A 21,821-nucleotide genomic window follows, 5' to 3' on the forward strand; every position below is an offset into this window, starting at 1 on the left:
AAGCAATGGTTAACGCGCCGGTAACGATGCGCGCATTTCGTACCCGAGCACCGAAATGACGAAGGCGGACAGGCCATTGCCACGGCCGGTCCGCCCTTTCACGATCCCGTGATCACTGAGTGACCGAAACGGTTCGGCAAGCCGAGCGCCGGACCGTTTCGAAAACCCGTCAGATCAGCCGCTGCTCGCGGGCGAGCGCCAGCAGGTCGCGCTGCGGCCGGGCGCCGATATGCTCGATCACCTCCGCCGCCGCGAGGGTGCCGAGGCGGGCGCTCGCCACGTAGTCGAGCCCGCGGGCGTGGCCGGCCAGGAAGCCCGCGGCGAACAGGTCGCCCGCTCCGGTGGTGTCGATCACCTCGCGCACCGGCGAGGCCTCGACCGAGCGGACCTCGCCGCCGCGCACTACGAGGGCGCCCTCGGCCGAGCGGGTGACGAGGCCGAGCAGGTGCTTGCCGTGGCCGCCGCGCTCGTCGCGCAACGCCGCGATCGCCTTGTCCGGGTCGTCGGTGGAATACAGGCTCTGCAACTCGCCGATATTGGCGAACAGGATGTCGATGCTGCCCTCGCGGATCAGCCCCAGGAACTCGTCGCGGTAGCGATCGACGCAGAACGCGTCCGACAGCGTCAGCGCCACGGCGTTGCCCGCGCCGTGGGCGATCCCAACCGCCTTGCGGAACCCGTCCTTGGCGGCGGGCGGATCCCACAGATAGCCTTCGAGGTAGGTGACGCGGGCGGCGCGCACGGCGTCCTCGTCGACGTCGTCGGACGAGAGCTTCTGGCAGGCGCCGAGATAGGTGTTCATGGTGCGCTCGCCGTCCGGCGTCACCAGGATGAAGCAGCGGGCGGTGGCGGGGCCGTCGCCGGCGGACGCGGTCTCGAAGCTCACGCCGGTGGCCTTGAGGTCGTGGCTGAACAGGCGGCCGAGTTCGTCGTCGCGGACCTTGCCGACGAAGCCGGTCTTGGCGCCGAGCAGGGCCGCGCCGACGGCGGTGTTGGCACCCGAGCCGCCGGAGACGACGGTGGCCGGCCCCATCACGGAAAAGAGGGCCTCGGCCCGCTCCTCGTCGATGAGCTGCATCGCGCCCTTCGCCACGCCCTGGTCGGCCAGGAAGGCGTCGTCGGCATGCGCGATGAGATCGACGATGGCGTTGCCGAGAACGAGGAGATCGAGGGGTTGCGACATCGGTCCGTCCAGTCTCGCGGGGTCAGATGATCCCGCGGCTGTCGCACCGCACTGGTGGGGCGTCAAGCAATCGCCCTTTCCACCGTCATTCCGGGTCGCCGAAGGCGAACCCGGAATCCACCCGTGATGCGCGGCTATACGAGCCGTCGCGGCCAGTGGTGGCTTCCAAGATCCGCTACGCGGCCCCGGAATGACGTGGGCAGGTGTATTAAGAGCTTATTTCTTACCCAGCTCCTGTGCCATCTTGAGATGTTCGTCGATATGCGGCTTGTTCTTGATCGCGAACGCCTTCAGCTCGGCGTTGTCGCCGCCATCGGCGTAACGCTTGTAGAGGTCGGACGCGTTCTTGTGCCCGCGCACCTGATCCTCGTAATACTGCTTGGTGAAGTCGGGGCCGTTCAGGCCCTTCAACGTGTCGAGCTTGCTCTGGTGGGCCGAATCGAGCGCCTTCGGCAGCTCGGCCTGCACCTTGCCGCTCTGGAGGATCATCTTCATCTCGTCGGAGACCTTGCGGTGCTCCTCGATCATCTTACCCGCGAACGACTTGGTCGGCTCGTCGGCGCGCTCCAGGGCGAGTTCGCTGGTCTGGATCTCGAACAGGTCGCTGATCGCGGCTTGGGTGACGAAGTCCTGGGTCGAGGGGCTGACGCCGATCAGCGAGTTCACTCCGGTCTTCTCGCCGACCGATTGCGCCGCGGCAGGCCCGGCGGCGGCGATCAGCAGGCAGGCGATGGCGGTCGATACTCTCATGACGGGCACTCCTGTGGCGGCTCCCTCTCGGGCTGTGGGAACCGGGCGGTGGGCCGCCGGTTCCTGCCGCCATCCGGAGGCTACCCGCCGCAATCCGCCGTCTCGCGGGCGAGCCAGTCGATGACGCGCGACAGCGCCTTGCGCTTGCTCGCGCCTTCCTCGAGCGCCTTGTCGTAGGTCAAGATCTGCCCGTCGGCGCTCGATCCGCAGGTCGCGATGGTGAGCGCGTGGGCGACCTGGGAGGCGCAGCCGAGCGCCGCGGCGTCCTCCGCCGTAAGGTCGAGCAGGCGCTCGACGAGACGGCGCACCGGCACGATCTCTTCCGCGGCTTCGTCGATGAGGGCGGCGTTGACGCCGTCGCGCTCAGCCCGCCACAGGTTCTCTTGGGCGATGCCGCGGCTCGCGCCGGTGAGCGGCACCGCGAGGTCGGGCCGGCGCACGCAGAGCCGCACGAGGCAGCGGTAGAGCGCGGCGATCGCCAGCGAATCCTTCAGCCGGGTGCAGCTGTCGGCCACCCGCAGTTCCAGGGTCGGATACCGCACCGAGGGACGGATGTGCCACCAGAGATGGGTGGCGTCCTCCACCGCGCCCGCCCGCGTCATCACCCGGACGTAGCGGTCGAAGTCGGCGGCGTCGGCGAACAACTCGGGCAGGCCGGTGCGGGGAAGTTCGGCATAGGCGCGCAGGCGGTAGCCGGCCAGCCCCGTGCGGCGCCGGTCGTAGAACGGCGACGAGGTCGAGAGCGCCAGCAGCACCGGAAGATGGGGCATCAGCCGGTTGATCAGGGCGATGCGCTGGTCCGGGTCGGGCACCTCGACATGGACGTGGAGCCCGCAGACGACGGAGCGGCGTCCGACCATCTGAAGGTTGTCGATCATCTTGCGGTATCGCAGCTTCGAGGTCTCGCGCTGCTTGGCCCAGATCGCGGTCGGGTGGGTGCCGGCGGCGAAGATTTTCAGGCCGTGCTCGCGCCCGATCCGGCACAGGCCCTGGCGCAGGGCGGCCAGCGCGTCCTCGGCCTCGGCGAAGCTCGCGGAGGGTTTGGAGGAAATCTCGGCTTGGTTCTCCAGGAGTTCGCGCTCGACGCCCTCCAGCCGATGGCCGGCCGCCTTGTGGAAGGCGGCCACCGAATCCTGCGGCGCCGCCCGCGTCCGGGCGTCCGCCAGGAACAGCTCCTCCTCGATCCCGAACCGGTACTCGTGGGCCATCGCGCCTCGTGCCTCTCTGACCGGACGGATGCCGGGCTCGCCGCGGGGCAAGCAATCCCCTGTCCAGTTGTCCGGGGGCCTTAACGCACGATACGGTCGAGGCGGTTGTTCACGAAGAAATACAGCTCCTTGGCGCCGGGCTCGGCATAGAGCACCTGCACCTCGCGGCCTGCGCGGCCCTCGCCCACCAGCACGTCGGTCGGCGGGCGGCCCTTGAGACGCACGAGGTCGCACTCGCCGATGCCGGGCTCGATCGCCGCCGCCGTGCCGGGCGCCGGCCCGGTGCAGGCGCCGCCCGCGTCGAGGACCGGCCCGGAGAAGGCGGCGGGCGCTTTGGGCAGCACGGCGCTCGGCGGCGGAATCGCCGGGATCGGGGCGGCCCGCTCCGTCGCCGTGCAGGCGGAGAGCAGGACCAGGGCAAGGACGCTTGCCAAAACCCTCACGGGGTCGGCCTCGGGCGATCCGGCTCGCCGCCGCCCCCGACGCTGCCGTCGGAGCGACCGCGCACCGCACGCGCGAACAGGTCGGCGGCGTCCTCGTGGAAGGCCTTTCGCGAGTCGGGCCTCGTGTAGAACATGTGTCCGCCGGGATAGACCGCGAGCTTGAGCCGGTCGGCCGAGCCGTAGACCGGCATTTGGTCGATCAGGAGCTTCGAGGTGAAGTAGGGCGTCACCAGATCGGTGAAGCCGTGGACGACGAGGACGCGTAGATTCCCGTCGAGCGCCATGGCATCCTTGAGCGCGCCCATCGACTCGGGCGGGGACCGGCCCGAACCCCAGTTCCAGCCGCGGTTGACCGCCTCGCTGAGGAGTTCGTAGCGCATGTTCTCGACGCGCCAGCCGAGCTTCTCCGTGTAGAGCCGCACCATCGCGCCCGTGAGCGGGGCCTTGAGCGCGGTCAGCACCGGGTCCTCGAAGCCCGAATGCGGCGCGTTCGGATCGGGGTCCCAGCCGGTGACGCCGGTGTCGTAGGCCGAGGCGACGCGGCCGGCGTCGCGGCCGATCTCGCGCTGGTAGCTGCCCGCCGAGATGCGCCCCGCCTGCCGCCGCACCGTCTCGGGGTCGAGCCCGGTCAGCGCCGCCACTCTTTCGGAGAGCCGCGCCACGGCTTGGCGATCCGCGGGACCTTTCAGGAGATCGGCGAGGTAATCGCCCGACGCGTAGGCCTCGGCGTCCTTCATCGTCGTGCGCGTAGGCGTCGTACCTTTGCGCTCCAGGGCGGCGGCGGCGAAGGAGGGCAGCCGGGTCACGTAGCCCCAGGGCGTGGTGCGGGGCGATTGCAGCCACGCGAAGTCGAGCACCGGCGACAGCAGCACGAGACCCGACAGGCCGATCCCGACATCGTCCTGAAGCTTCTGGGCGATCAGCGGCCCGCGGAAGCCGCCATAGCTCTCGCCGACGAAGAATTTCGGCGAGACCAGCCGGTCGTTCTGGCGCAGATAGCGCGCGATGGTGGCGGCCAGGATCGAGGCGTCGGCATCGATGTTCCAGTACTTCTTGCCGTCGCCGTCCGCGGCGCGGCTGTAGCCGGTGCCGACGGGATCGAGGAAGACCAGATCGGTGAAGTCGAGCCAGGTCGAGGGGTTGGCCTGAAGGTCGAGCCGCTGCGACGGGCTGATCGTCCCGCCATCGGTCGGCAGCCGCCAGGGCCCGAGCGCGCCGATGTTGAGATAGGCCGAGGCCGCACCCGGCCCGCCGTTTACCGCGAAGGTGATCGGGCGCGCGGCGATCTCTTCCGGCGTGCCGGGCTTGAGATAGGCGATGAAGGCGATCTCGGACTGAAGCTTGCCGTCCTCGTCGACGAGGCCGAGGCTGCCGGCGGTGGCCTTGAAGCTGAGAGTGCGGCCCTCGCCGAGATCGATTTTTTGTTCCGTGGTGGAATCCGGCGGCAGGCGCCGACCCTCGCGCTCGGGTGCCTTGCGCGCCGGCCCCTGCGGCGGGCCTTGCTGGGCCGAGGCGGTCATCGGCGCGAGGCCGATGCCGAGCGCCAAGAGGGCGGTAAGGCCCGTTCGCAGCGCCCCGGCGGGGAAGCGCGTGGTCGGATGCATCATGCGCTCGGGTCCATCTCTGCCGTCGTTCGGGGAGGCGTCACGCCTTCTTGTTCCAGCGGCCGGTTTCGTCCTGCTGCCAGTAGGCGACCGTGTGGCCGGCGTCTTTCGCGCCGCGCCATTGCTCGCGGGCGCGCAAGAGGGCGTCGGTGTCGGTGCCGTCGAACAGGATGCAGATGCGCGCGTAGCCGCCCGCATCCTCGGGCAGGTCGGCGCCTTCCACGAGGAAGCGGATCGAGGCGCCGTTGGGGTTTTCCGGGCGCAGGGTCAGCACCACCGGCTGGGTCGCGGCGTCGGTGTCGCGGTCGGTGCCGTGGGGAAGGAAACTCTCGTCGGCGTAGGTCCACAGGCCATCGTCGAGAGCCTGGAGCCGCTCCTCGCTCACCGCCTGGATGGCCGCCTGCCAGCCGCGCTCCAGCGACTTCTCGAGGAGGCTCGGCAGCACCTTTTCGAGGGGCTGGCGCTGGAGGTGGTAGAACAGAATCTCGGTCACGGCCCGCTTGATATAGGGTCGCCGCGCCGCAGCACAGCGCGGACGGAGCGTCGCGGCGTCCGACCCCGTCGCAAGCCGTGGGTCGGGGACGGTTCTTCTGAACATTCCGGCGCGGCGTCGGGTTTCCACCCCTCATAACCACCAGGGATGGAACGAACCATGCGCCACGCCACGATCGCCCTCGCCGCCTCGCTCGGCCTTGCCCTCACGGGCACCGCCTTCGCACAAACCGCTGCCGGAGGTGGAAGCACGGAGGGCAACATGAACAATCCCGGCAGCGTGAAGAGCAATTCCGAAAAGGGAATGGAGCGCTCCACCGGCTCGGCCACCGGCAACACGACAGGCTCGACCGGGACCGGCATGGCCCCAGCCGCGCCGGGCGCTGCGGGTGGCGCCGCCGGCGGCAACATGGGAACCGGGACCGGTACGGGGTCCGGCGCCGCGGGCGCCGCCACCGGCCGCTGATCGATTTGGGACAGGGAGTGCCGGAGCGTTTCCGGCCCTCCCTTTCGATGTTCAGTCCGGCTCGATCCAGTGCGGCACGAACAGGGCGCCGTTGCCGGTGATCGGCCCGTCCGACTCGCGGATGCACAGGCCGGACGCCGCGTCCCCGACCATCCAGGCGCCGACGAGCGGGCGCCGCCCGTCGAAATCGGGCAGTTCGGCGAGCGCCTGCCGCACGAAGCCCTCTGCGCCGTAGGGGCCGGCCTCTCCGGCGACCTGCCGGCCTCGGGCGAAAATCTCGACGTTGGCGCCCTCCCGCGAGAGCAGCGGCTTGCGGACGTAATTTTTTCCAAGCGCGGCGCAGGCTGGATCGTCTTCGAAGCAGCACGGCAGCAGGTTCGGATGGCCCGGCTCGCGCGCCCAGAGATGGGCGAGCAGTCCCTTGTTGGAGAGCACCATCTTCCAGGGCGGTTCGAGGAAGCGCGTCGGCGACGCGGCGACGCCTCCGCCGAACGGATCGGCGAACGCCCATTCCCACGGATAGAGCTTGAACAGGGTGGCGAGCGGCTGCCCGTCCGGCCCGCAGAAGGCGCCGTCCGGGCGTAGCCCGATCTGCGACAGGTCGAGAAGCAGCGTGGCGCAGCCCGCCTGCACGGCGCAGTCCTGAAGGTAGGCGGCGGTGCCGATATCCTCCGGCGCCTCCGCCTCTGCGGCGAAGCCCGTGAGGCCCGTCGCGGCGATCGCACGCAGTCTTTCGATCAGCCGTTCGTGGACCGCGTTGAACTGGTCGCTGCCCGGCGGCAGGCGCCCCTCGCGAAGGCTCTCTTCCAGCCAGAGCCACTGGAACACCGCGGTCTCATAGAGCGCGGTCGGCGTGTCGGCGTTGTACTCCAAGAGTTTGGCCGGGCCGTTCCCACTATGGGAGAGGTCGAGCCGGCCGTAGAGGCTCGGATCGTCCCGCCGCCAGGAGTCGCGTACGGCGTCCCAGGCGGATTCGGGGATGCGCAGGCTCGTGAGGATGCGCTCGTCCGCCACCGCATCCGCCGTGAAGGCGAGGCAGAGGTCATGGAGTTCGCCCGCCGGGCCTTCGATCTCTTCCTCGATCTCGCGCAGCGAGAAGGCGTAGGCGTGGCTCTCGTCCCAGTAGGGTGCGCCGTCGAGAGTGTGGAAGGTGAAGCCTGCTTCCCGCGCCCGCGCGCACCAATCCGGCCGCTCGCCGAGGGCTACGCGGCGCATCAGGAGCCGAACGAGGAGAAGCTTTTGCCGCTCCCGCCGAAGCCGCCGAACGACGTCGTTCCCGCACTCGTTCCTTTGGACACGCTCGTGAGCTTGCCCGAAGAGGCGGAACGGCCGGAGCCGGTCGAGATCGCCGAACCGGAACCGGTGCAGTAGCTTCCGCCGTGACCGCCATGGCCCGCGACGTGATCGTAGACGGGCTCCGGCGTCAGGCCCTGTGCAGCCGAGCGACCGATCATGTAGCCGGCCATGCGCGGTACGAAGCGGCGAGGGCCCGTCGTCGCCGCATCGGCGGAGCAGCGGAAGCTGCCGTGGTGGCGCGCGCAGTCCAACTCCGTGTCGTAATGCGGCGCCGTGCGCGGATAGGCGGCGCGGGCGGTCGCGTACTCGCTCTGGCACTCGGCCGCCGGCCGGATGCCCTCGGCGGCACAGGCGGCGGCGTCGGGATAGACCAGAACGTTCTGGGACGGCGTGACCCAGGTGAGGCTGCCGAGGCCGAACGCGGCGAGGCCGGCGCTGGCGACCAGGGCGGTCGAGACGGTCTGCGACCGCTTGGTCGCGACCTTTCGGCCGATCTCCAGGCGCGGCAGGTCTCGCTCCGCCATGGCCTCAATAGCTCATGCAGGCGGCGTTCAAGAGGCCGCCCGCGAGCGAGGTGGCGCCGAGCAGTACCGCGGGCGCGGTCTGGCCCTCGTCGATCCGCCGCGACAGGTCCGGCAGGAGCGGGCGCATCAGCCAGTAGATCACGACCTGCACCACGAGCGCGACGAGGCCCCAGACCACTGCGTCGAGGAGCGAGCCGGAATAGCGGATCGCCGCCGAGAGCGGGATGGCGTAGCCGAGCAGGCTGCCGCCGAGCGCGAGCGCCGCGGCGAGGTTGCCCTCGCGCACCAGGGTGATCTCCCGGTGCGCCGTCGCGGTCAGGTAGGTCGCGAGGTAGAGGGCCGTCAGCGCCAGCGCGACGGCGAAGTAGGCGAGGAAGGCGGGCAGGCCCGCGAGCGTGGTCACGGGCCGATCCGTCCTACACCAAGCGGCTCTGCTCGACGGCCGCCGCCACGAACCCCTTGAACAGCGGGTGCGGCTCGAAGGGCCGCGACTTCAGCTCCGGGTGGAACTGCACGCCGATGAACCAGGGATGGCCCTCGTGCTCGATGGTCTCGGGCAGGAGGCCGTCCGGCGAGGTGCCGGAGAAGCGCAGCCCCTTGGCCTCCAGGCACTCGCGATAGGCCATGTTGACCTCGTAGCGGTGGCGGTGGCGCTCGGAGATTTCGGTGTCGCCGTACATTTCGGCGATCTTGGTGCCGGCCGTCAGCGTCGCCCCGTAGGCGCCGAGCCGCATCGTCCCGCCGAGATTGCCCTCGGCCGCGCGCCGCTCCAGTTCGTTGCCGCGCATCCACTCGGTCAAGAGGCCGACCACCGGCTCCTTCGTCTCGCCGAACTCGGTGGAGTTGGCGTCCGCGATGCCGGCGAGCGAGCGCGCCGCCTCGATCACCGCCATCTGCATGCCGAAGCAGATGCCGAAATACGGGATGCGGCGCTCGCGGGCGTAGCGGGCCGCGCGGATCTTGCCCTCCGCGCCGCGCTGGCCGAAGCCGCCGGGCACGAGGATGCCGTGGAGGCCTTCGAGGAACGGCGCGGGGTCCTCGCGCTCGAACACCTCCGCCTCGATCCATTCGAGGTTGACGCGCACGTTGTTGGCGATGCCGCCGTGGGTGAGCGCTTCCGTCAGCGACTTGTAGGCGTCCTTCAGCCCCGTGTACTTGCCGACGATGGCGATGGTGACCTCGCCCTCGGGGTTGCGCACACGCTCCAGAATCTTCTGCCAGCGGTCGAGCTTCGGCTCCTGGGGCGGCTCCATGCCGAAATGCGCCAGGATTTCCCGGTCGAGGCCGGCCTCACGGTAGGAGAGCGGCACGGCGTAGATCGTGTCGACGTCGCGCGCCTCGATGACGGCGCTTTCCCGCACGTTGCAGAACAAGCCGAGCTTGCGCCGCTCGTCCTCGGGGATCGGCCGGTCGCAGCGACAGAGCAGGATGTCGGGCTGAATGCCGATGGAGCGCAACTCCTTGACGGAGTGCTGCGTCGGCTTGGTCTTCAGCTCGCCCGCCGACGGGATGTACGGCAGCAGCGTCAGGTGCAGGTAGCAGACGCTGCCGCGCGGGCGCTCCTGGCCGATCTGCCGGATCGCCTCGAAGAACGGCAGGCCCTCGATGTCGCCGACCGTGCCGCCAATCTCGACCAGCACGAAGTCGTCTTCGCCGTCGCTGTCGAGCACGAAGGACTTGATGGCGTTGGTGACGTGCGGGATCACCTGGATGGTGGCGCCGAGGTAGTCGCCGCGCCGCTCCTTGGTGATGATGTCGAGGTAGATGCGCCCCGTCGTGACGTTGTCGGCGCGGGACGCAGGCAGGCCGGTGAAGCGCTCGTAATGGCCGAGATCGAGGTCGGTCTCGGCACCGTCGTCGGTGACGAACACCTCGCCGTGCTGGGTCGGGCTCATCGTGCCCGGATCGACGTTGAGGTAGGGGTCGAGCTTGCGCAGCCGCACCCGGTAGCCGCGGGCCTGGAGCAGGGCCGCAAGCGCGGCGGAGGCGAGACCCTTGCCGAGCGAGGAGACCACGCCGCCGGTGATGAAGACGTACCGCGTCATGGGCTTCGGTCCATAAAGGGGCTCGAGCGATTCGCCAAACCGCAACGGTCGCCGCACCCCGCCGGCCGAACGGGGCGCGGCGCAGGCCCATAGGCCCCGCGCCGGTGCGAGATTCTCTGTGTCGTGAGGGTCGAGATGCCGCCGACGGGCGCCGACGGCATCTTAAAGGTCAGCGCGACTGCGGCGCTTCGGGGGCCGACGGCGCGGCGGGCGGCGCGCTCTCGGCCGGGGCGGCGGGCGCGGCAGGAACTGGAGCCGAGGGAGCCGGCGCGGCGGGCTGGTTCGTCGGCGCGTTCTGGCTGCCCTGGCGGAGCGTGTCGAGCAGGTTGTCGGCGCTCACCGGCTTGTCGGGCTGCTGGGTCTGCGTCTGGCCGGCGCCGTCGAGGATCGAGCGCGGGGCCGCCGAACGGTGGGCCATGATCGCCAGCGCCATGCTGGTGGTGAAGAACAGCGCGGCCAGGACCGCGGTGGCGCGGGTGAGCGCGTTCGCCTGACCGCGGCCGGTCATGAAGCCCGAGACGCCGCCACTGCCGCCGCCGCCGAGCCCCAGGCCGCCTTCCGAGCGCTGCAGCAGCACCACGGCGATGAGCGCCAGCACGATGATGAGGTGGACGACGATCAGGAGGGTCTGCATGGTGATTCCGGTGTCCGCCCGTCGGCGGGCCTGTCGGTGCCTTCGTCCCAAACGATCGCGCGGAAGAGCGCGCTCGCGGGGGCCGCTGCACGAAGTGGGGGCTCCTACACCGTTTGCCCAGCCGCGCCAACCGGGCTCGGTCGCATGGGAAGTGCGGCGCACGCCTTTCTGGCGCAACGCCCCTCGCCAGGGCGCCGGGACCGTGCGAGGAACGGGCATGAGCGAATACGCCCCCGACGCCGCGCGCCTGCGCGCCTTCATCGACCGCGCCGACCGCGACGAGCTGGGAGCGGTGCAGACCGATCTCCTGCGCATCGCCTTGGAGAAACCCGACCCGGCCGGCCGCGCGGCGGCGATGGACGGGGTACAGGCGGCGCTCTCGGACACGATCCGGCCGGACCAGATGAGCCCGCTGCATCAGGCCTTTTACGTGGCGGTGCTGGCGATGATCGAGCGGACCAAGGAGGCCGTGGCGAAGACGCCGGCCTGAAGCCCCGCGCCTTCATTGCGAGGCGGAGCCGCAGAACGGTCACGCTCCTTCGATCCCCTGCCTCAGCCGTCCTCCTCGCCGTACATCGCGGCGATCACCGGCTTCTTCGAGCGGATGTGGTCGCGCATCACGGCGGCGAGCGCGTTGCCGTCGCGGGCGCGCAGATACCGGATCATCCGCTCGTGCTCATCGACCGCCCGAGCCCATTGCTCGTCGGTCTGGTGGGCGGTGTAGCGGGTGCGCTGGATGCGGCCGGTGAGTCCGAGATAGAGGCTGCGCAACTTGGTGTTGCGGCTCGCCTGCATGATCGCTTCGTGGATCTCGCGGTTGAGCCGGAAATACGGCACCGTATCGCGCGCCTTCCAGGCCTCGATCATCGCGTCGTGCTTGGCCGCGATCGCCTCGATCTCGGCCTCGCTGATGACCCGGCAGGCGATATCACAGGCCGTGGCCTCCAGGCCGGCGACGATCTCGATCATTTCCTCCAGCTCGGTCTGCGAAATGCTGGCGACCCGCGCACCGCGATTCGGCAGCAGTTCCAGCAATCCCTCCGTCGCCAGAATCTTGATCGCCTCGCGCAGCGGCGTGCGCGAGATGCCGAAGCGTTCGGTCAACTCGCTCTCGTTGACCCGAGCCCGTGGCTCCAACTCGCCGTCGTTGATGAGTTCGCGCATGCGGTCGGCCACCTCGTCGTGGAGGTAGCGCCGGCTGATCCCGATACTGGGCTCAATTCTATTCATCGAGCAGTCAAATCATTCTTGAATGCGAGACTTCGTGATTCGATGTCTAGGGAGAGGCTCGTCCGATGTCGAGGCGGGACCGGCATCCCGACTTCGCGAGCCGGTTGAAAACCTTGTCCATCGTCGCCGGATGCGCTCCCGGCTAACGCCCGGACCGAGCTTGGCACGGTTTGTATTTTTCATGCAATATCGTGCCCGACCAGCCGGCTCCCGGCGGCGAGACACGAAACCGCGATGATCGACCTGTTCAGCGACACCCAGACCCGGCCGACGCCCGGCATGCGCGAGGCCATGGCCAGGGCCGAGGTCGGCGACGAGCAATCCGGCTCCGATCCCACCACCAACGCCCTGTGCGAGCGGGTGGCGGCCCTGCTCGGGATGGAGGCCGGGGTATTCATGCCGTCCGGCACGCTGTGCAACCTCGCCTCGATCCTCGTGCACACGCGGCGCGGCGACGAAATCATCGTCGATGATCAGTCCCACATCTACAACACCGAGGCCGCGGGCGCGGCGGCGCTCGGCGGCGTGTCGGTGCGCCCGCTGCCGACGCGAGTCGGGCTGTTCACGGCGGATGGAGTCGCGGCGGCGATCCGCCCGCCGCAGCGCACCGCGCCGCGCTCGGCGCTGGTCTCGATCGAGCAGACCACGAGCTTTTCCGGCGGCACGGTGTGGGAACTGGCCGAGATGCGCCGCATCCGCGACGTGGCGCAGGCCCGCGGGCTGGTGGCGCATATCGACGGCGCCCGCCTGCTCAACGCCGTCGCCGCCACCGGCATTTCGGCGGCCGATTACGCGCAAGGGTTCGACAGCGCCTGGATCGATCTCAGCAAGGGGCTCGGCTGCCCGGTCGGCGCGGTCCTGTGCGGCTCTTCCGCGTTCGTCGAGGCCGCGTGGCAGTGGAAGTACCGGCTCGGGGGCGCGATGCGCCAGTCGGGGGTGCTCGCCGCGGCCGGGCTGTACGCGCTGGATCACCACATCGAGCAGCTCGCCCGCGACAACGCCCACGCCGCGGAACTTCACCGCGCGGTCGCCGACCTGCCGGGCCTCGAATTCGACGCCACGGCGGGGCAGTCGAACATCCTCTACTTCTCGGTTCAAGGCCTCGGCATCACGGGGGCGGCGTTCGCCGCCGCCTGCCTGGAAGAGGGCGTGCGGATACGCGCGCTCGGCACCCACCACATCCGCGCCACCACCCATCTCGATGTCGATGCAGCCGGCATCGCGCGGGCGGCCGAGGTGATGCGGGAAAAGGCGCTGGCCTTCGCGGCGCGGCGCTAAGCGTCGAAGAAGGCGAGGACCGGAAGCGTCAGGCCGGGCGGATCGAGGCGCAATTCGCCGGACGATGCGATGCGGGTCTCGATCAAGTCGCCCTCGCCGCGGCGGTGGTGGATGACCGTGCGCCGTCTCGGATCGACGACGAGGTAATGGGCCACGCTAGGGAGACGGAAGTAGCCATCGAGCTTGGCAGACAAGTCGACACTCACAGTGCTGGGCGAAAGCACTTCCACGACAACAACGGGGGTTTCTACTTCTACAGCATTGTCGGATGGGGGCTCGCCGCACCGTACGAGCGCATCCGGCTCGAAGGCAGTACGGGCATCGACCCGAACCGTCATGCCGTCGGGCAGCATCTCGCAAGGGAGGCCAGCGTCCGCGATAGCCCGGCTGAGTGCGGTTTGAACCCGGAACTTCACGCGGGCATGCCCGACACGTTCGGGCGACATCGCCACGACTTCGCCGTCGATGAGTTCGTGACGGCCCGGTTGCCCCTCGGCCCAGGCCAGGAACGCATCGACGGTCATGCCGGGCTCGGCCAGGACGCTCATACGATCAGGCTAGCACGACGCCTGCCCGGCGCGAAGGCGATCGATTACGGCTGCAACGCCTTCGCCTCGCATTGCGCGTAGTCGCTCGCGGCCTTCACGTAGGCGTTCAGCTTTTGCAGGTAGGCTTCGGCCAGCGGCCGGTAGGTCTGGACCTGGGCGTTGTAGGCCTTCACGGCATCGTTGAAGCTGTAGGCTTCCCAGCCGGGGCAGCCGCCCTTGGCATCGAGGCAGGCGGGTTTTTCCGGGCGCTTCGGGCTCGTCGGCCGCGCCTCCGCCGGGGGAGGGGCGGGCGGCGTGCAGGGAGCGGCGAGCGCCGGGCCGGCCAAAACGCCGGCCAGGCCGAGCACCATGCCTATCCGGATCGTCATGTCCGTGTTCCTCGGGTCCACCCGCGTTCTGCGCGGCTTCTCCACGAGCCTCCGGCCTCCCGTCAAGGAAGGGGGGGCTTGCGCGCGACCAGCAGCAGCGAGACGCCCTCGTCGCTGCCGGGCTTCGGCAGGGGCATGAGGCGGCTCGCGAGATAGGCCGGGAGGGCGGCGGCGAGCGGCGCAAGGTGCCAGGCCGCGGCGTGGCGGTAATGGCGGCGTATGGCCTTCACGGGCGAGAGCCGGGCGAGCCAGTGCACGAACACGTCACTGCTGGACCAGGGTGAGACCAGCACCTCCACCTCCGCCAGCCCGGCCCGCTCGGCCAGCGCCCGCAGCGCGCCGTCCGTCCACCATGTCAGGTGGTGGGGCACGGCGTTGGTGAGCCAGTTCGGGATGCGGCTCTGGGCCGAGGGCACATGCGGCACGCCGACGAAGGCCAGGCCGCCGGGGCGGAGCGCGGCGGCCATCTCGCGCATCAGACTGAGGGGGTCCTCGACATGCTCCATCACCTGAAACGCGCAGGCTGCGTCGTAGACGCCCGACCGCTCCGTGAGATGCTCGGCCAAGGTCTGCGCCCGCGCCCATGGATTTTCCGCGAGATCGCCCGAGAAATGCGGATCCAGCCCGGTGTAGTCGGCCTGCGGCACCCGGTGGCGGAAGGTGCCGAAGCCGCAGCCGACATCGAGCACACGCGCGCCGGGCGCGAGGCGCTCCGCGGCGAGCCCGAACTCGGCACGCCCAGAGTCGCGAAGGTACCCGCGCATGAAGCGGCTGCGGTAGAAGCCGGCATAGAAGCCCGCATCGCCGGCCCGCATCGGATCGAAGAAGTAGAGGCCGGTCGGCGATTCCCACAGGCCGAAGCGGGCGGCGCCGCGAAAGCTCGGGCGCGGATCGGTGCGGTGGACAATGCGCCATAGCGCCGCCAGCAACCGGGCATCGACCGTCTGCACCCGTCGCACGGCCGGCGCGCCGGTGACGGGGCAGAGGGGGTGGGCGGGCTCGCTCATCGGCGCATCCTCTGGCGGGCGAGACCGTCGATCCGTTCGGCGGCGATCGTCACGCCGGGCTCGTCGGCGAGGCGCCGGCCGACCTCCGCCGCGGCCTGCGCCATGCCGGTGTCGGACGCCGCGCGGGCGATCCGGGCGGCGAGTTCCTCCGGGCCGACCTGGCGCAAAGGCACCGGCTCCTCGGCCGCGCCGAGCGCCGCGACGCGCCGGCCCCAGAAAAGCTGATCGCCGAGCAGCGGCAGGATCACGCTCGGGCGCCCGGCACGCAGAGCCGCCGCGGTGGTGCCGGCCCCGCCGTGATGGACCACGGCGGCGACGCGGGGGAACAGCAGGGCATGGTCGGCGTGGCGGGTATGGGCGAGGTTCGGCGGCAGGTTGGCGGGCGGTTGCAAGCCCCCCGGCCCGGTCTGGAGGATCGCCCGGCCGCCCCAGAGTTCGAGGGCGCGCAAAACGACCTCGGTGTTGCGCTTGGCCCCCCAGAACATCGAGCCGAAGCCGACATAGACCGGCGGCGGGCCGGCGCCGAGAAACACCTCGATATGTGCGCCGAGCCGGGCCTGGGGATCGGGCTGCGCCTGCCACGCCCCGGTCACGAGCGCCGGCACCGGCCAGTCGCCGGGGTCAGAGCTGAGCGCCGGGCTCCAGGCCGCGACGTGGTGCAGGCCGGCGATGTCTTTCGTCAGCGGGTTGGCGAGCGCCCGCAAGCCCCGGCCGATGCCGTGGCGGCGGCGAACTTCCGCGAACGAGCGGCGCCCGAACAGCGACAGCAGCCGGAAGGATTCGTAGCTCAGCCAATTCTCGATCCGACCGCGGTCGGCCCCGCCGAACAGCGAGGCCGACATGGTCCGGGTCGGCAGAAGCGGCTGGCACATCACCCGGACCGCCGGAATCCCGAGCTCCTGCGCCAGCGGCCCAGCGAAGAAGGCGAAGGGGTTGAACACGACGATGTCGGCCCCGCGCATCTCGGCCAGACTCGTCTCGATCAGCGCGGTCAGCCGGTCCTGGAGCGCGCGGCGCAGATGCCCGATGAGCGGCAGGGTCGAGAGGCCGGCGGAGAAGTAGTTGCGGAACAGCGGCTCGAAGCGCGGGTCCTTCAGGATCGCCTCGAAGCCCTCGCCGGTCTCGACCGGCTCCAGACCGAAGCCACGCACGCTCTTATGGTAATCGCTGGTGGTGACGAGGCGGACCGCGTGGCCGCGCTCGGCCAGCGCCCGGCCCAGCACGCAGAACGGCATCACGTCGCCGCGCGTGCCGAAGGTGACGAGGACGGTACGCGGTCGACGCCCCGCCTCGTTGGCTCGGTCACACACGTTGGAAAATCCTGCTTGCTCCGCGGGTTGCTGTAACCGCCCGGCCCCGGCGGCGAAAGGCTGAGGCTCAGGAGAAGACAGGCTGGCCGGTGCGCAGCAGCATCTCGGTGAGGTCGGCGGCCCGGGCGACGCCCCCGGCGCGGGCGATTTCCTCACGCAGGCGGCTGGAAGCGGCGCGAAACGCGGGCTCGTCGCGCACGCGGGTGACCGCTGCCGTGAGCGCGCCCGCGGAGAGCCGCCAGCGCGGCAGGCCGATCCCGGCACCGGCGTGTTCCACCCGCACCGCGATGGCACCCTGCTCGAAGGCGATCGGCACGACGACGAGCGGCACGCCCGCAGCACAGGCATCGAGCACGGTGTTGAGCCCGCCATGCAGGATCGCGACCGACGCCTCCCGCAGAACCGGCCCCTGGGGCAGGAAATCGTAGGTGAGCGGCTTGCCCGGCAGGCGGGCGACCTGCGCCTCGGTCAGCCCGCCCGCATGGGTGAGGACGAGTTGCATGCCGGCCCGCTCAGCGGCCTCGGCGAAGCGGCGAAAGACGGAATAGCGCCCGCCCTGGAGCGAGCCGAGCGAGGCGTAGGCGAGCGGGCGCCCGTCGCGGGGGAGGGCGGGGCCGGGGGGCGAGGGGCCGCGGATCGGCCCGACATAGTGAAAGGTCGGCGGCAGCTTTTGGCGCGGGAATTCCAGCCCCGCGACCGTCTGCGAAATCTGCAGGAAACCCGATAGGGCGTGATCGACCCGGCGGCGGGCCCCGAGATTCCACCGATCGGCGTACGCGATCACAACCGATCCGATCGGGCGCATCAGGTACGCGCTGGCGCGATAGCCGACGCGGTTGCGCGTCACCGCCCACGGTGCCGCGTTGGGGCGCCAGGGCGTGAAGATCGGCGGCACCGCCGCCTCCCAATTGATCGGCAGGGCACTCGCCAGCGAGACGTACGGCAGGCCGAGATGCATCGCGACGAGCCCACCCGCCGCCTCGACCTGATCGCAGACGACCATGTCGGCGCCGATCTCCCGGAGTGCCGCGGGCAGCTCGCGGCACAGCATCTCGGTGATGCCGGCGACGCGCCCTACCGTGCGGCGCACCCCGAACGGCCCGTTGATCCGCCCGAGCCCGCGAGTCATCTCGGTCAGAAACCCCGGCGGATGGCTCTTCGCCCCGAGCGGGCGAAATGCGAAGCCGCGCGGTTCCACGAGGCGGGCGGCGTCCGTCATGTGCAGGAAGGTGGCGCGGTGGCCGCGCCGCTCCAGCTCCGCGGCCAGCGCCAGCATCGGGTTGAGATGGCCGAGGAAGGGCGGCGCGACGAAGGCGATCTGCGCCATGACCTCTTCCGCGCGAATCGGGGCGGCCGCCTTCCTGCGCGGCGGTTGCCCGAGATGCAAGGGTCCGCAACGGTCAAGCTGAAACCACCGGCCGGGATCGCGCGTTCAGCAGTCCCGAAGCGGCTTGGGGCAAGTCTTGCGGCTGTTCATAAACCGTTAAGGATGTTTCGTCGGCGAAGGCCCGGGATTGCGTGAGTCATGGTGACGAAACGCACCGCGGCATCCCACCGAAACAGATTAGGAGTTACTTAACGGATGTGGCGGCCAGCGGGCCAGCAGATGGAGATCAAGCGATGAGCCAGCGTATCGAAGACATCAAGTTCATGGCGACGATGTCCTTCGTCACCCTGTTCGGCGTCTGCCTGACCGCCCTGGTCGGCTAATTTCCGCCGACCCTCCCTTTCTGATCCCAAACGTTTAAGAAGCCGCTTCCATCGCTCCCATTTCGGGGAGCCGTTTCGGGGACGAGACGTCCCCGCGCAGGACGCGGACGTTGCGAACCATTCATCTCATCGGCATCGGCACGGGCAATCCCGAGCACCTGACGCTCCAGGGCATCCGGGCGCTCAACGCGACCGACGTCGTCTTCGCCCTCGACAAGGGCGAGGCCAAGTCCGGCCTCAACGCCGTGCGCCGGACGATCTGCGAGCGCTATCGCGAGCGGCCCGGCTGCCGCTTCGTCGAGGCGCCCGACCCCGAGCGCGACCGCCGCCCCGCCGATTACGGCCTCGCGGTGGACGACTGGCACGCCGCCCGCGCCACCCTCTACGAAGAGCTGATCGCGACGCATCTCGGCGCGGACGAGCAGGGCGCCTTTCTGGTCTGGGGCGACCCGGCCCTCTACGATTCGACGCTGCGCATCCTCGATCGCGTGCGCGCCCGCGGCCGCATCGATTTCGCCGTCTCGGTCGTGCCCGGCATCACGAGCGTGCAGGCGCTCGCCGCCAGCCACCGCATCCCGCTCCACCGCATCGGCGAGCCCGTGCGGATCACCACCGGCCGGCGCCTGCGCGAAGCCGGCCCGGTGGACGGCGCGACGGTGGTGATGCTCGACGGCGACCCGCGCTTCGACGGGCTCGATCCGGCGCTGACGATCTACTGGGGCGCCTATCTCGGCACGCCGGACGAGATTCTCGTGAGCGGCCGGCTCGGCACCGTGGCGGACGACATCCGCCGGGTGCGGACCGAAGCGCGGGAACGCCACGGCTGGATCATGGACATTTATTTGTTGGTGCCGCCGGAGGCGTAGAGGCTTCGCTGCCGTCCGCACCAACGGCTCGTCCCACCAAATCCCCTCGTCCTGAGGTGGGGAGCGAAGCGAAGCCTCTAAAATGGACTCCAGAGATCGCGCGGCTGGCTGGAGCCCTCCTTCGAGGCCCACTGCCGCGGGCACCTCAGGACGAGAGCGCGGGTGGGAAGGTCCACCCACCCGCGACATAGTGTCCGCCCCGAGAAGCATCACCGCCTTCACCGCACCGCAGCAGGTATTTCCTCCTGCTGCCTGTGGCCGTCGCGATACGGCCTGACCCCGGCCGCGATTCGACCGTGGCAGGGGCCTTGCTTCGCCCGATCCACAAGGGACACTGGCCGGATCGGACAACGATCCGGACCTTGTGGGGGCGACGATGGCGGCTGGCTCGCGGCTCTTTTCGCGCGGCTCGAGGCGTGTCCGGTGGGGCCGTTCCACCGGTCTCGCCTGCGCTGTGGCAGCCGGGCTTTTCGCCTTTCTCGGCAATCACGGGCCGGTGTGGGGCTCGGTCGACCGCGACGGGATCGCGCCGTCGGTGCATGTCTCCGAAACGCTGGTCGCCCAGGCCGAATCGCCGCCTATGCGCATCGCCCTCGGGCCGGACGGCCGTGACGTGCGCTTGGCCGGCGAACTCACCGACGGCGTGGCCGAGCGCCTCGCCCGGCTCCTCGACGCCAGCCCGCGGGTCGAGCGCATCCACCTCACCAGCGAGGGCGGGCTCGTGGAGGAGGGCGCGGCCATCGGCGCGCTGGTCGCCCGGCGCGGCCTCGTCACCTACGTACCGGATTACTGCGTCTCCGCCTGCACCCTTGCCTTCGTGCGCGGGCGCGAGCGTCTGGTCCTGGCGGGCGCCCGGCTCGGCTTCCACGCGCCCTACGAATCGGGCCCGTTCGGGATCGAGATCGAGGCCGACAGCGCGCCCGAGCGCGCCGCCTACCTCGCCGCCGGGTTGGAGCCAGCCTTCGTCGATGCCGCCCTGAAGGTGCGGCCGGACGAACTGATGATCCCCGACGCCGCCCGGCTCGTCGCGGCTCGCGTCGCCACCGGTGTGGTCGATGCCTACCGCTTCCCCGATTCGACGCTGGACGACGGCCCCGACGCGGAGCACGCCCGCACCGTGATCCTGCGCGACGTGCCGGTGCTCGCGAGCCTGGAGGCGAAGGCGCCGGCCGTGATCGAGGCCATTACCATGTGGTATCTCGACGGGTACGCGCGAGGGCGCTCGGAAGGCGAAGCGGTCGACGGCATCCGGCGCATGGCGGCCCGCGCCGTCGCGGGCGCGCTGCGGTCGGCGGAGCCCGCCGTCGTCGTCGCCCTCGGCCGCCTGACCCTGCGGGCGCTCGACCGGGTCGGGCCGGAGCGCGACGACGCCTGCGCCGCCGCCGGCGAAGGGCTCGGCGCCGTGCTGACCCGCAGCGGTCTCGGCGAGCCAGACCTCGCGCTCGCCCGCGCGGCCCTGCGCCACGCCGTCTTCACCGAGGCGGCCCCGGAGGCACCCGAGCCGGCCCCGCTCGCCACCCGGGACTGCGGCGGCCTGCGCCGCGCCCTCACCGCGGCGCTCGCCCTCCCGCCGGATGACGCCGCCGGGGCATTGCATCCGCTGCTCTTCCCCGAGTCGGTGCTGGCGCATGTGACCGCGCAGGCGGAGTGAGAGTGTCACATCCTGCGATGCCCCCAACCCTCCCCCCTCATCCTGAGGTGCGCAGCCAAGCGGAGCCTCGAAGGAGGGCTCCAGGAAGCGCGCGATGCAGGGGAGCCCTCCTTCGAGGCCCGCCGAGGCGGGCACCTCAGGATGAGGGGGTGGGGTAGGACGAAGCGGTCGAATTGTTTCTGAGCTGGCCTTACGAAGCCACCACTTGCGCCTCGTCCGCCGCCCGATTCCGCCGCCGCATCTCCAGCACCGCCCAAACGCCCACGCCCGGCACCCCGAGCGCAAGGTCGCGCGCCCGTTGAACCAGCGACAGGACGAGGGCGGTCGCCGGATCGACGCCGAACAGGCCGCCGACGAGGACAAACGAGCCCTCCTGCACGCCCGCGCCCCAGGGCACCACGAACAGCAGGCCGGTGACGGCCACCACGAGGCTGTTGAGGGCCAGCGCTGCGGGCAGCGACAGTTCGACCCCCATGGTGCGGGCCGCGAGCCAGATCTGCCCGGCGCCGAGCACCCAGCCGCCGAGATGGATCGCGCCCGCGCGGAGCATCCGCCTCCGGTCGGCGGTGAGTGCGGCGGTGGCATCGGTGAGGTCGCGGCCGATGCCCTGGCCGAAGGCGCGCGCGCCCTTGCGCACCAGCTTGCCGACGAGGCGCCGGGCGCCCGCGTGGCGGCCGAGCCCGGCGAGCGCCACCAGAGGCAGCGCGGCCGCCGCGAAGGCCGCGAGCCAGAGCCCGCCCTGGCCGCTTTCGACCACGCCGAGGACGAGGAGCAGGCTGAGCAGCGCGCACAGCATCAAGGTGGTGCTCTCCACCAGCATGTCGATGAAGGTGCAGGCCGCCGCTCGCACCGGGCCGGCACGCATACCCGGCATCAGGGTCAGGGCACGGATTCCGGCGACGACGCCGAGGCCCGGTACCATCCAGAGCACGTTCTGCGCCCCCTCGCGCACCAGCCGTGCGCCGAGGCAGGCGGTGAAGGCGGCTTGCCCGAACTGGACCCGCAGGGCCGCAGCGCGCGTCGCGACGACGACGGCCTGAAGCAGGCAAACTGCGAAAAAACCGGGCCAGCCGAGCCGGACCAGCGCCTCGCCGACCGCCTCAGCCCCGGCCCAACGGATCAGCGCGACCCCGAGGCCGAGCCCCGCGGCGAGCGCCAGGGCCAGCATCGCCCCACGTCGGATCATCGAACGCCCCCCGGTCGTCCTC

23 protein-coding genes are annotated in these 21,821 nt (G+C 70.6%); 5 read left to right on the forward strand and 18 right to left on the reverse strand.

Going from position 1 to position 21,821, the window contains the following annotated elements:
* Positions 1–169 precede the first annotated feature (169 nt).
* The 6 genes from ASG52_RS13810 to ASG52_RS13835 all read right to left on the reverse strand — a co-directional run bounded on the left by ASG52_RS13810 (position 170) and on the right by ASG52_RS13835 (position 5,681).
* Positions 170–1,183, reverse strand: coding sequence for an adenosine kinase (locus ASG52_RS13810; RefSeq protein WP_056244000.1), 1,014 nt, complete (start codon positions 1,181–1,183; stop codon positions 170–172).
* 216 nt (positions 1,184–1,399) lie between these two features.
* Positions 1,400–1,933: a DUF4142 domain-containing protein gene (locus ASG52_RS13815; RefSeq protein WP_056244001.1), complete on the reverse strand. Its 534-nt coding sequence runs from the start codon at positions 1,931–1,933 to the stop codon at positions 1,400–1,402.
* Between the two features lie 80 nt (positions 1,934–2,013).
* The gene (locus tag ASG52_RS13820; RefSeq protein WP_056244004.1) at positions 2,014–3,141 is read right to left on the reverse strand and encodes a carboxylate-amine ligase; all 1,128 of its coding nucleotides are present in this window, start codon (positions 3,139–3,141) and stop codon (positions 2,014–2,016) included.
* 80 nt (positions 3,142–3,221) lie between these two features.
* Positions 3,222–3,584: a hypothetical protein gene (locus ASG52_RS13825; RefSeq protein ID WP_056244006.1), complete on the reverse strand. Its 363-nt coding sequence runs from the start codon at positions 3,582–3,584 to the stop codon at positions 3,222–3,224.
* Positions 3,581–5,191, reverse strand: a complete 1,611-nt coding sequence (locus ASG52_RS13830) for a S10 family peptidase (protein WP_056244009.1) — start codon at positions 5,189–5,191, stop codon at positions 3,581–3,583. The genes ASG52_RS13825 and ASG52_RS13830 overlap by 4 nt, the downstream gene beginning before the upstream one ends.
* A 37-nt stretch (positions 5,192–5,228) precedes the next feature.
* Positions 5,229–5,681: a DNA polymerase III subunit chi gene (locus ASG52_RS13835; protein WP_056244013.1), complete on the reverse strand. Its 453-nt coding sequence runs from the start codon at positions 5,679–5,681 to the stop codon at positions 5,229–5,231.
* 159 nt (positions 5,682–5,840) lie between these two features.
* On the opposite strand from ASG52_RS13835, the gene ASG52_RS13840 reads away from it, so the two are divergent.
* A complete protein-coding gene (locus ASG52_RS13840; RefSeq protein WP_056244016.1) occupies positions 5,841–6,146 on the forward strand; it encodes a hypothetical protein in 306 nt (101 codons plus the stop codon).
* A 51-nt stretch (positions 6,147–6,197) separates the two neighbouring features.
* Here the strand turns inward: ASG52_RS13840 and ASG52_RS13845 are convergent, their stop codons facing one another.
* The 5 genes from ASG52_RS13845 to secG form a co-directional block, all read right to left on the reverse strand.
* Positions 6,198–7,361 (reverse strand): glutathionylspermidine synthase family protein, encoded by a 1,164-nt coding sequence (locus tag ASG52_RS13845; RefSeq protein ID WP_056244020.1) that lies wholly within the window; start codon positions 7,359–7,361, stop codon positions 6,198–6,200.
* The gene (locus ASG52_RS13850) at positions 7,361–7,966 is read right to left on the reverse strand and encodes a DUF1190 domain-containing protein (RefSeq protein ID WP_056244024.1); all 606 of its coding nucleotides are present in this window, start codon (positions 7,964–7,966) and stop codon (positions 7,361–7,363) included. The genes ASG52_RS13845 and ASG52_RS13850 overlap by 1 nt, the downstream gene beginning before the upstream one ends.
* A gap of 4 nt (positions 7,967–7,970) precedes the next feature.
* On the reverse strand, positions 7,971–8,369 hold the full coding sequence (locus ASG52_RS13855; RefSeq protein ID WP_056244027.1) for a DUF350 domain-containing protein: 399 nt from the start codon (positions 8,367–8,369) through the stop codon (positions 7,971–7,973).
* A 13-nt stretch (positions 8,370–8,382) separates the two neighbouring features.
* Complete coding sequence (gene pyrG, locus ASG52_RS13860) at positions 8,383–10,011, reverse strand: CTP synthase (RefSeq protein WP_056244030.1); 1,629 nt, start codon at positions 10,009–10,011, stop codon at positions 8,383–8,385.
* Positions 10,012–10,180: 169 nt separating this feature from the next.
* Positions 10,181–10,645, reverse strand: coding sequence for a preprotein translocase subunit SecG (gene secG, locus ASG52_RS13865; protein WP_056244032.1), 465 nt, complete (start codon positions 10,643–10,645; stop codon positions 10,181–10,183).
* A gap of 217 nt (positions 10,646–10,862) precedes the next feature.
* Here secG and ASG52_RS13870 point away from each other — a divergent pair, with 217 nt between their 5' ends.
* Positions 10,863–11,135 carry a hypothetical protein gene (locus ASG52_RS13870; RefSeq protein ID WP_056244035.1) on the forward strand — a complete coding sequence of 91 codons (273 nt, stop codon included), beginning with the start codon at positions 10,863–10,865 and terminating at the stop codon, positions 11,133–11,135.
* A gap of 62 nt (positions 11,136–11,197) precedes the next feature.
* Here the strand turns inward: ASG52_RS13870 and ASG52_RS13875 are convergent, their stop codons facing one another.
* Positions 11,198–11,875, reverse strand: a complete 678-nt coding sequence (locus tag ASG52_RS13875; protein WP_056244038.1) for a GntR family transcriptional regulator — start codon at positions 11,873–11,875, stop codon at positions 11,198–11,200.
* 234 nt (positions 11,876–12,109) lie between these two features.
* On the opposite strand from ASG52_RS13875, the gene ASG52_RS13880 reads away from it, so the two are divergent.
* Positions 12,110–13,153 (forward strand): threonine aldolase family protein, encoded by a 1,044-nt coding sequence (locus ASG52_RS13880; RefSeq protein ID WP_056244048.1) that lies wholly within the window; start codon positions 12,110–12,112, stop codon positions 13,151–13,153.
* Here ASG52_RS13880 and ASG52_RS13885 read toward each other — a convergent pair.
* The 5 genes from ASG52_RS13885 to ASG52_RS13905 all read right to left on the reverse strand — a co-directional run bounded on the left by ASG52_RS13885 (position 13,150) and on the right by ASG52_RS13905 (position 17,713).
* Positions 13,150–13,677, reverse strand: coding sequence for a Uma2 family endonuclease (locus tag ASG52_RS13885; RefSeq protein WP_286159045.1), 528 nt, complete (start codon positions 13,675–13,677; stop codon positions 13,150–13,152). The two genes, ASG52_RS13880 and ASG52_RS13885, sit on opposite strands and share 4 nt — an antisense overlap.
* A gap of 68 nt (positions 13,678–13,745) precedes the next feature.
* Positions 13,746–14,069 carry a hypothetical protein gene (locus ASG52_RS13890; protein ID WP_056244052.1) on the reverse strand — a complete coding sequence of 108 codons (324 nt, stop codon included), beginning with the start codon at positions 14,067–14,069 and terminating at the stop codon, positions 13,746–13,748.
* Positions 14,070–14,131: 62 nt separating this feature from the next.
* Positions 14,132–15,076: a class I SAM-dependent methyltransferase gene (locus ASG52_RS13895; RefSeq protein ID WP_056244055.1), complete on the reverse strand. Its 945-nt coding sequence runs from the start codon at positions 15,074–15,076 to the stop codon at positions 14,132–14,134.
* On the reverse strand, positions 15,073–16,386 hold the full coding sequence (locus ASG52_RS13900) for a glycosyltransferase (RefSeq protein ID WP_286159046.1): 1,314 nt from the start codon (positions 16,384–16,386) through the stop codon (positions 15,073–15,075). Before ASG52_RS13900 ends, ASG52_RS13895 begins: the two co-directional genes overlap by 4 nt.
* Before the next feature lie 67 nt (positions 16,387–16,453).
* The gene (locus ASG52_RS13905) at positions 16,454–17,713 is read right to left on the reverse strand and encodes a nucleotide disphospho-sugar-binding domain-containing protein (protein ID WP_056244058.1); all 1,260 of its coding nucleotides are present in this window, start codon (positions 17,711–17,713) and stop codon (positions 16,454–16,456) included.
* Between the two features lie 493 nt (positions 17,714–18,206).
* Here ASG52_RS13905 and cobF point away from each other — a divergent pair, with 493 nt between their 5' ends.
* Together cobF and ASG52_RS13915 are read left to right on the forward strand one after the other, a co-directional pair.
* On the forward strand, positions 18,207–18,962 hold the full coding sequence (gene cobF, locus ASG52_RS13910; protein ID WP_056244061.1) for a precorrin-6A synthase (deacetylating): 756 nt from the start codon (positions 18,207–18,209) through the stop codon (positions 18,960–18,962).
* Between the two features lie 535 nt (positions 18,963–19,497).
* Entirely contained in the window at positions 19,498–20,613 is a 1,116-nt protein-coding gene (locus ASG52_RS13915) for a hypothetical protein (RefSeq protein ID WP_286159047.1), read from the forward strand.
* 190 nt (positions 20,614–20,803) lie between these two features.
* Here the strand turns inward: ASG52_RS13915 and ASG52_RS13920 are convergent, their stop codons facing one another.
* Complete coding sequence (locus ASG52_RS13920; protein WP_162250005.1) at positions 20,804–21,799, reverse strand: lysylphosphatidylglycerol synthase domain-containing protein; 996 nt, start codon at positions 21,797–21,799, stop codon at positions 20,804–20,806.
* Positions 21,800–21,821: the final 22 nt, after the last annotated feature.

Origin of the sequence: Methylobacterium sp. Leaf456 (assembly GCF_001425465.1) — a bacterium.
Classification (GTDB): domain Bacteria; phylum Pseudomonadota; class Alphaproteobacteria; order Rhizobiales; family Beijerinckiaceae; genus Methylobacterium.

Excerpts from the sequence above, each read along its gene's own strand:
- ASG52_RS13810 (WP_056244000.1), bottom strand. The coding sequence starts at position 1,183 with ATGTCGCAACCCCTCGATCTCCTCGTTCTCGGCAACGCCATCGTCGAT.
- ASG52_RS13815 (WP_056244001.1), bottom strand. The coding sequence starts at position 1,933 with ATGAGAGTATCGACCGCCATCGCCTGCCTGCTGATCGCCGCCGCCGGG.
- ASG52_RS13820 (WP_056244004.1), bottom strand. The coding sequence starts at position 3,141 with ATGGCCCACGAGTACCGGTTCGGGATCGAGGAGGAGCTGTTCCTGGCG.
- ASG52_RS13830 (WP_056244009.1), bottom strand. The coding sequence starts at position 5,191 with ATGATGCATCCGACCACGCGCTTCCCCGCCGGGGCGCTGCGAACGGGC.
- ASG52_RS13840 (WP_056244016.1), top strand. The coding sequence starts at position 5,841 with ATGCGCCACGCCACGATCGCCCTCGCCGCCTCGCTCGGCCTTGCCCTC.
- ASG52_RS13845 (WP_056244020.1), bottom strand. The coding sequence starts at position 7,361 with ATGCGCCGCGTAGCCCTCGGCGAGCGGCCGGATTGGTGCGCGCGGGCG.
- ASG52_RS13850 (WP_056244024.1), bottom strand. The coding sequence starts at position 7,966 with ATGGCGGAGCGAGACCTGCCGCGCCTGGAGATCGGCCGAAAGGTCGCG.
- pyrG (WP_056244030.1), bottom strand. The coding sequence starts at position 10,011 with ATGACGCGGTACGTCTTCATCACCGGCGGCGTGGTCTCCTCGCTCGGC.
- secG (WP_056244032.1), bottom strand. The coding sequence starts at position 10,645 with ATGCAGACCCTCCTGATCGTCGTCCACCTCATCATCGTGCTGGCGCTC.
- ASG52_RS13870 (WP_056244035.1), top strand. The coding sequence starts at position 10,863 with ATGAGCGAATACGCCCCCGACGCCGCGCGCCTGCGCGCCTTCATCGAC.
- ASG52_RS13875 (WP_056244038.1), bottom strand. The coding sequence starts at position 11,875 with ATGAATAGAATTGAGCCCAGTATCGGGATCAGCCGGCGCTACCTCCAC.
- ASG52_RS13880 (WP_056244048.1), top strand. The coding sequence starts at position 12,110 with ATGATCGACCTGTTCAGCGACACCCAGACCCGGCCGACGCCCGGCATG.
- ASG52_RS13885 (WP_286159045.1), bottom strand. The coding sequence starts at position 13,677 with ATGACCGTCGATGCGTTCCTGGCCTGGGCCGAGGGGCAACCGGGCCGT.
- ASG52_RS13890 (WP_056244052.1), bottom strand. The coding sequence starts at position 14,069 with ATGACGATCCGGATAGGCATGGTGCTCGGCCTGGCCGGCGTTTTGGCC.
- ASG52_RS13895 (WP_056244055.1), bottom strand. The coding sequence starts at position 15,076 with ATGAGCGAGCCCGCCCACCCCCTCTGCCCCGTCACCGGCGCGCCGGCC.
- ASG52_RS13905 (WP_056244058.1), bottom strand. The coding sequence starts at position 17,713 with ATGGCGCAGATCGCCTTCGTCGCGCCGCCCTTCCTCGGCCATCTCAAC.
- ASG52_RS13920 (WP_162250005.1), bottom strand. The coding sequence starts at position 21,799 with ATGATCCGACGTGGGGCGATGCTGGCCCTGGCGCTCGCCGCGGGGCTC.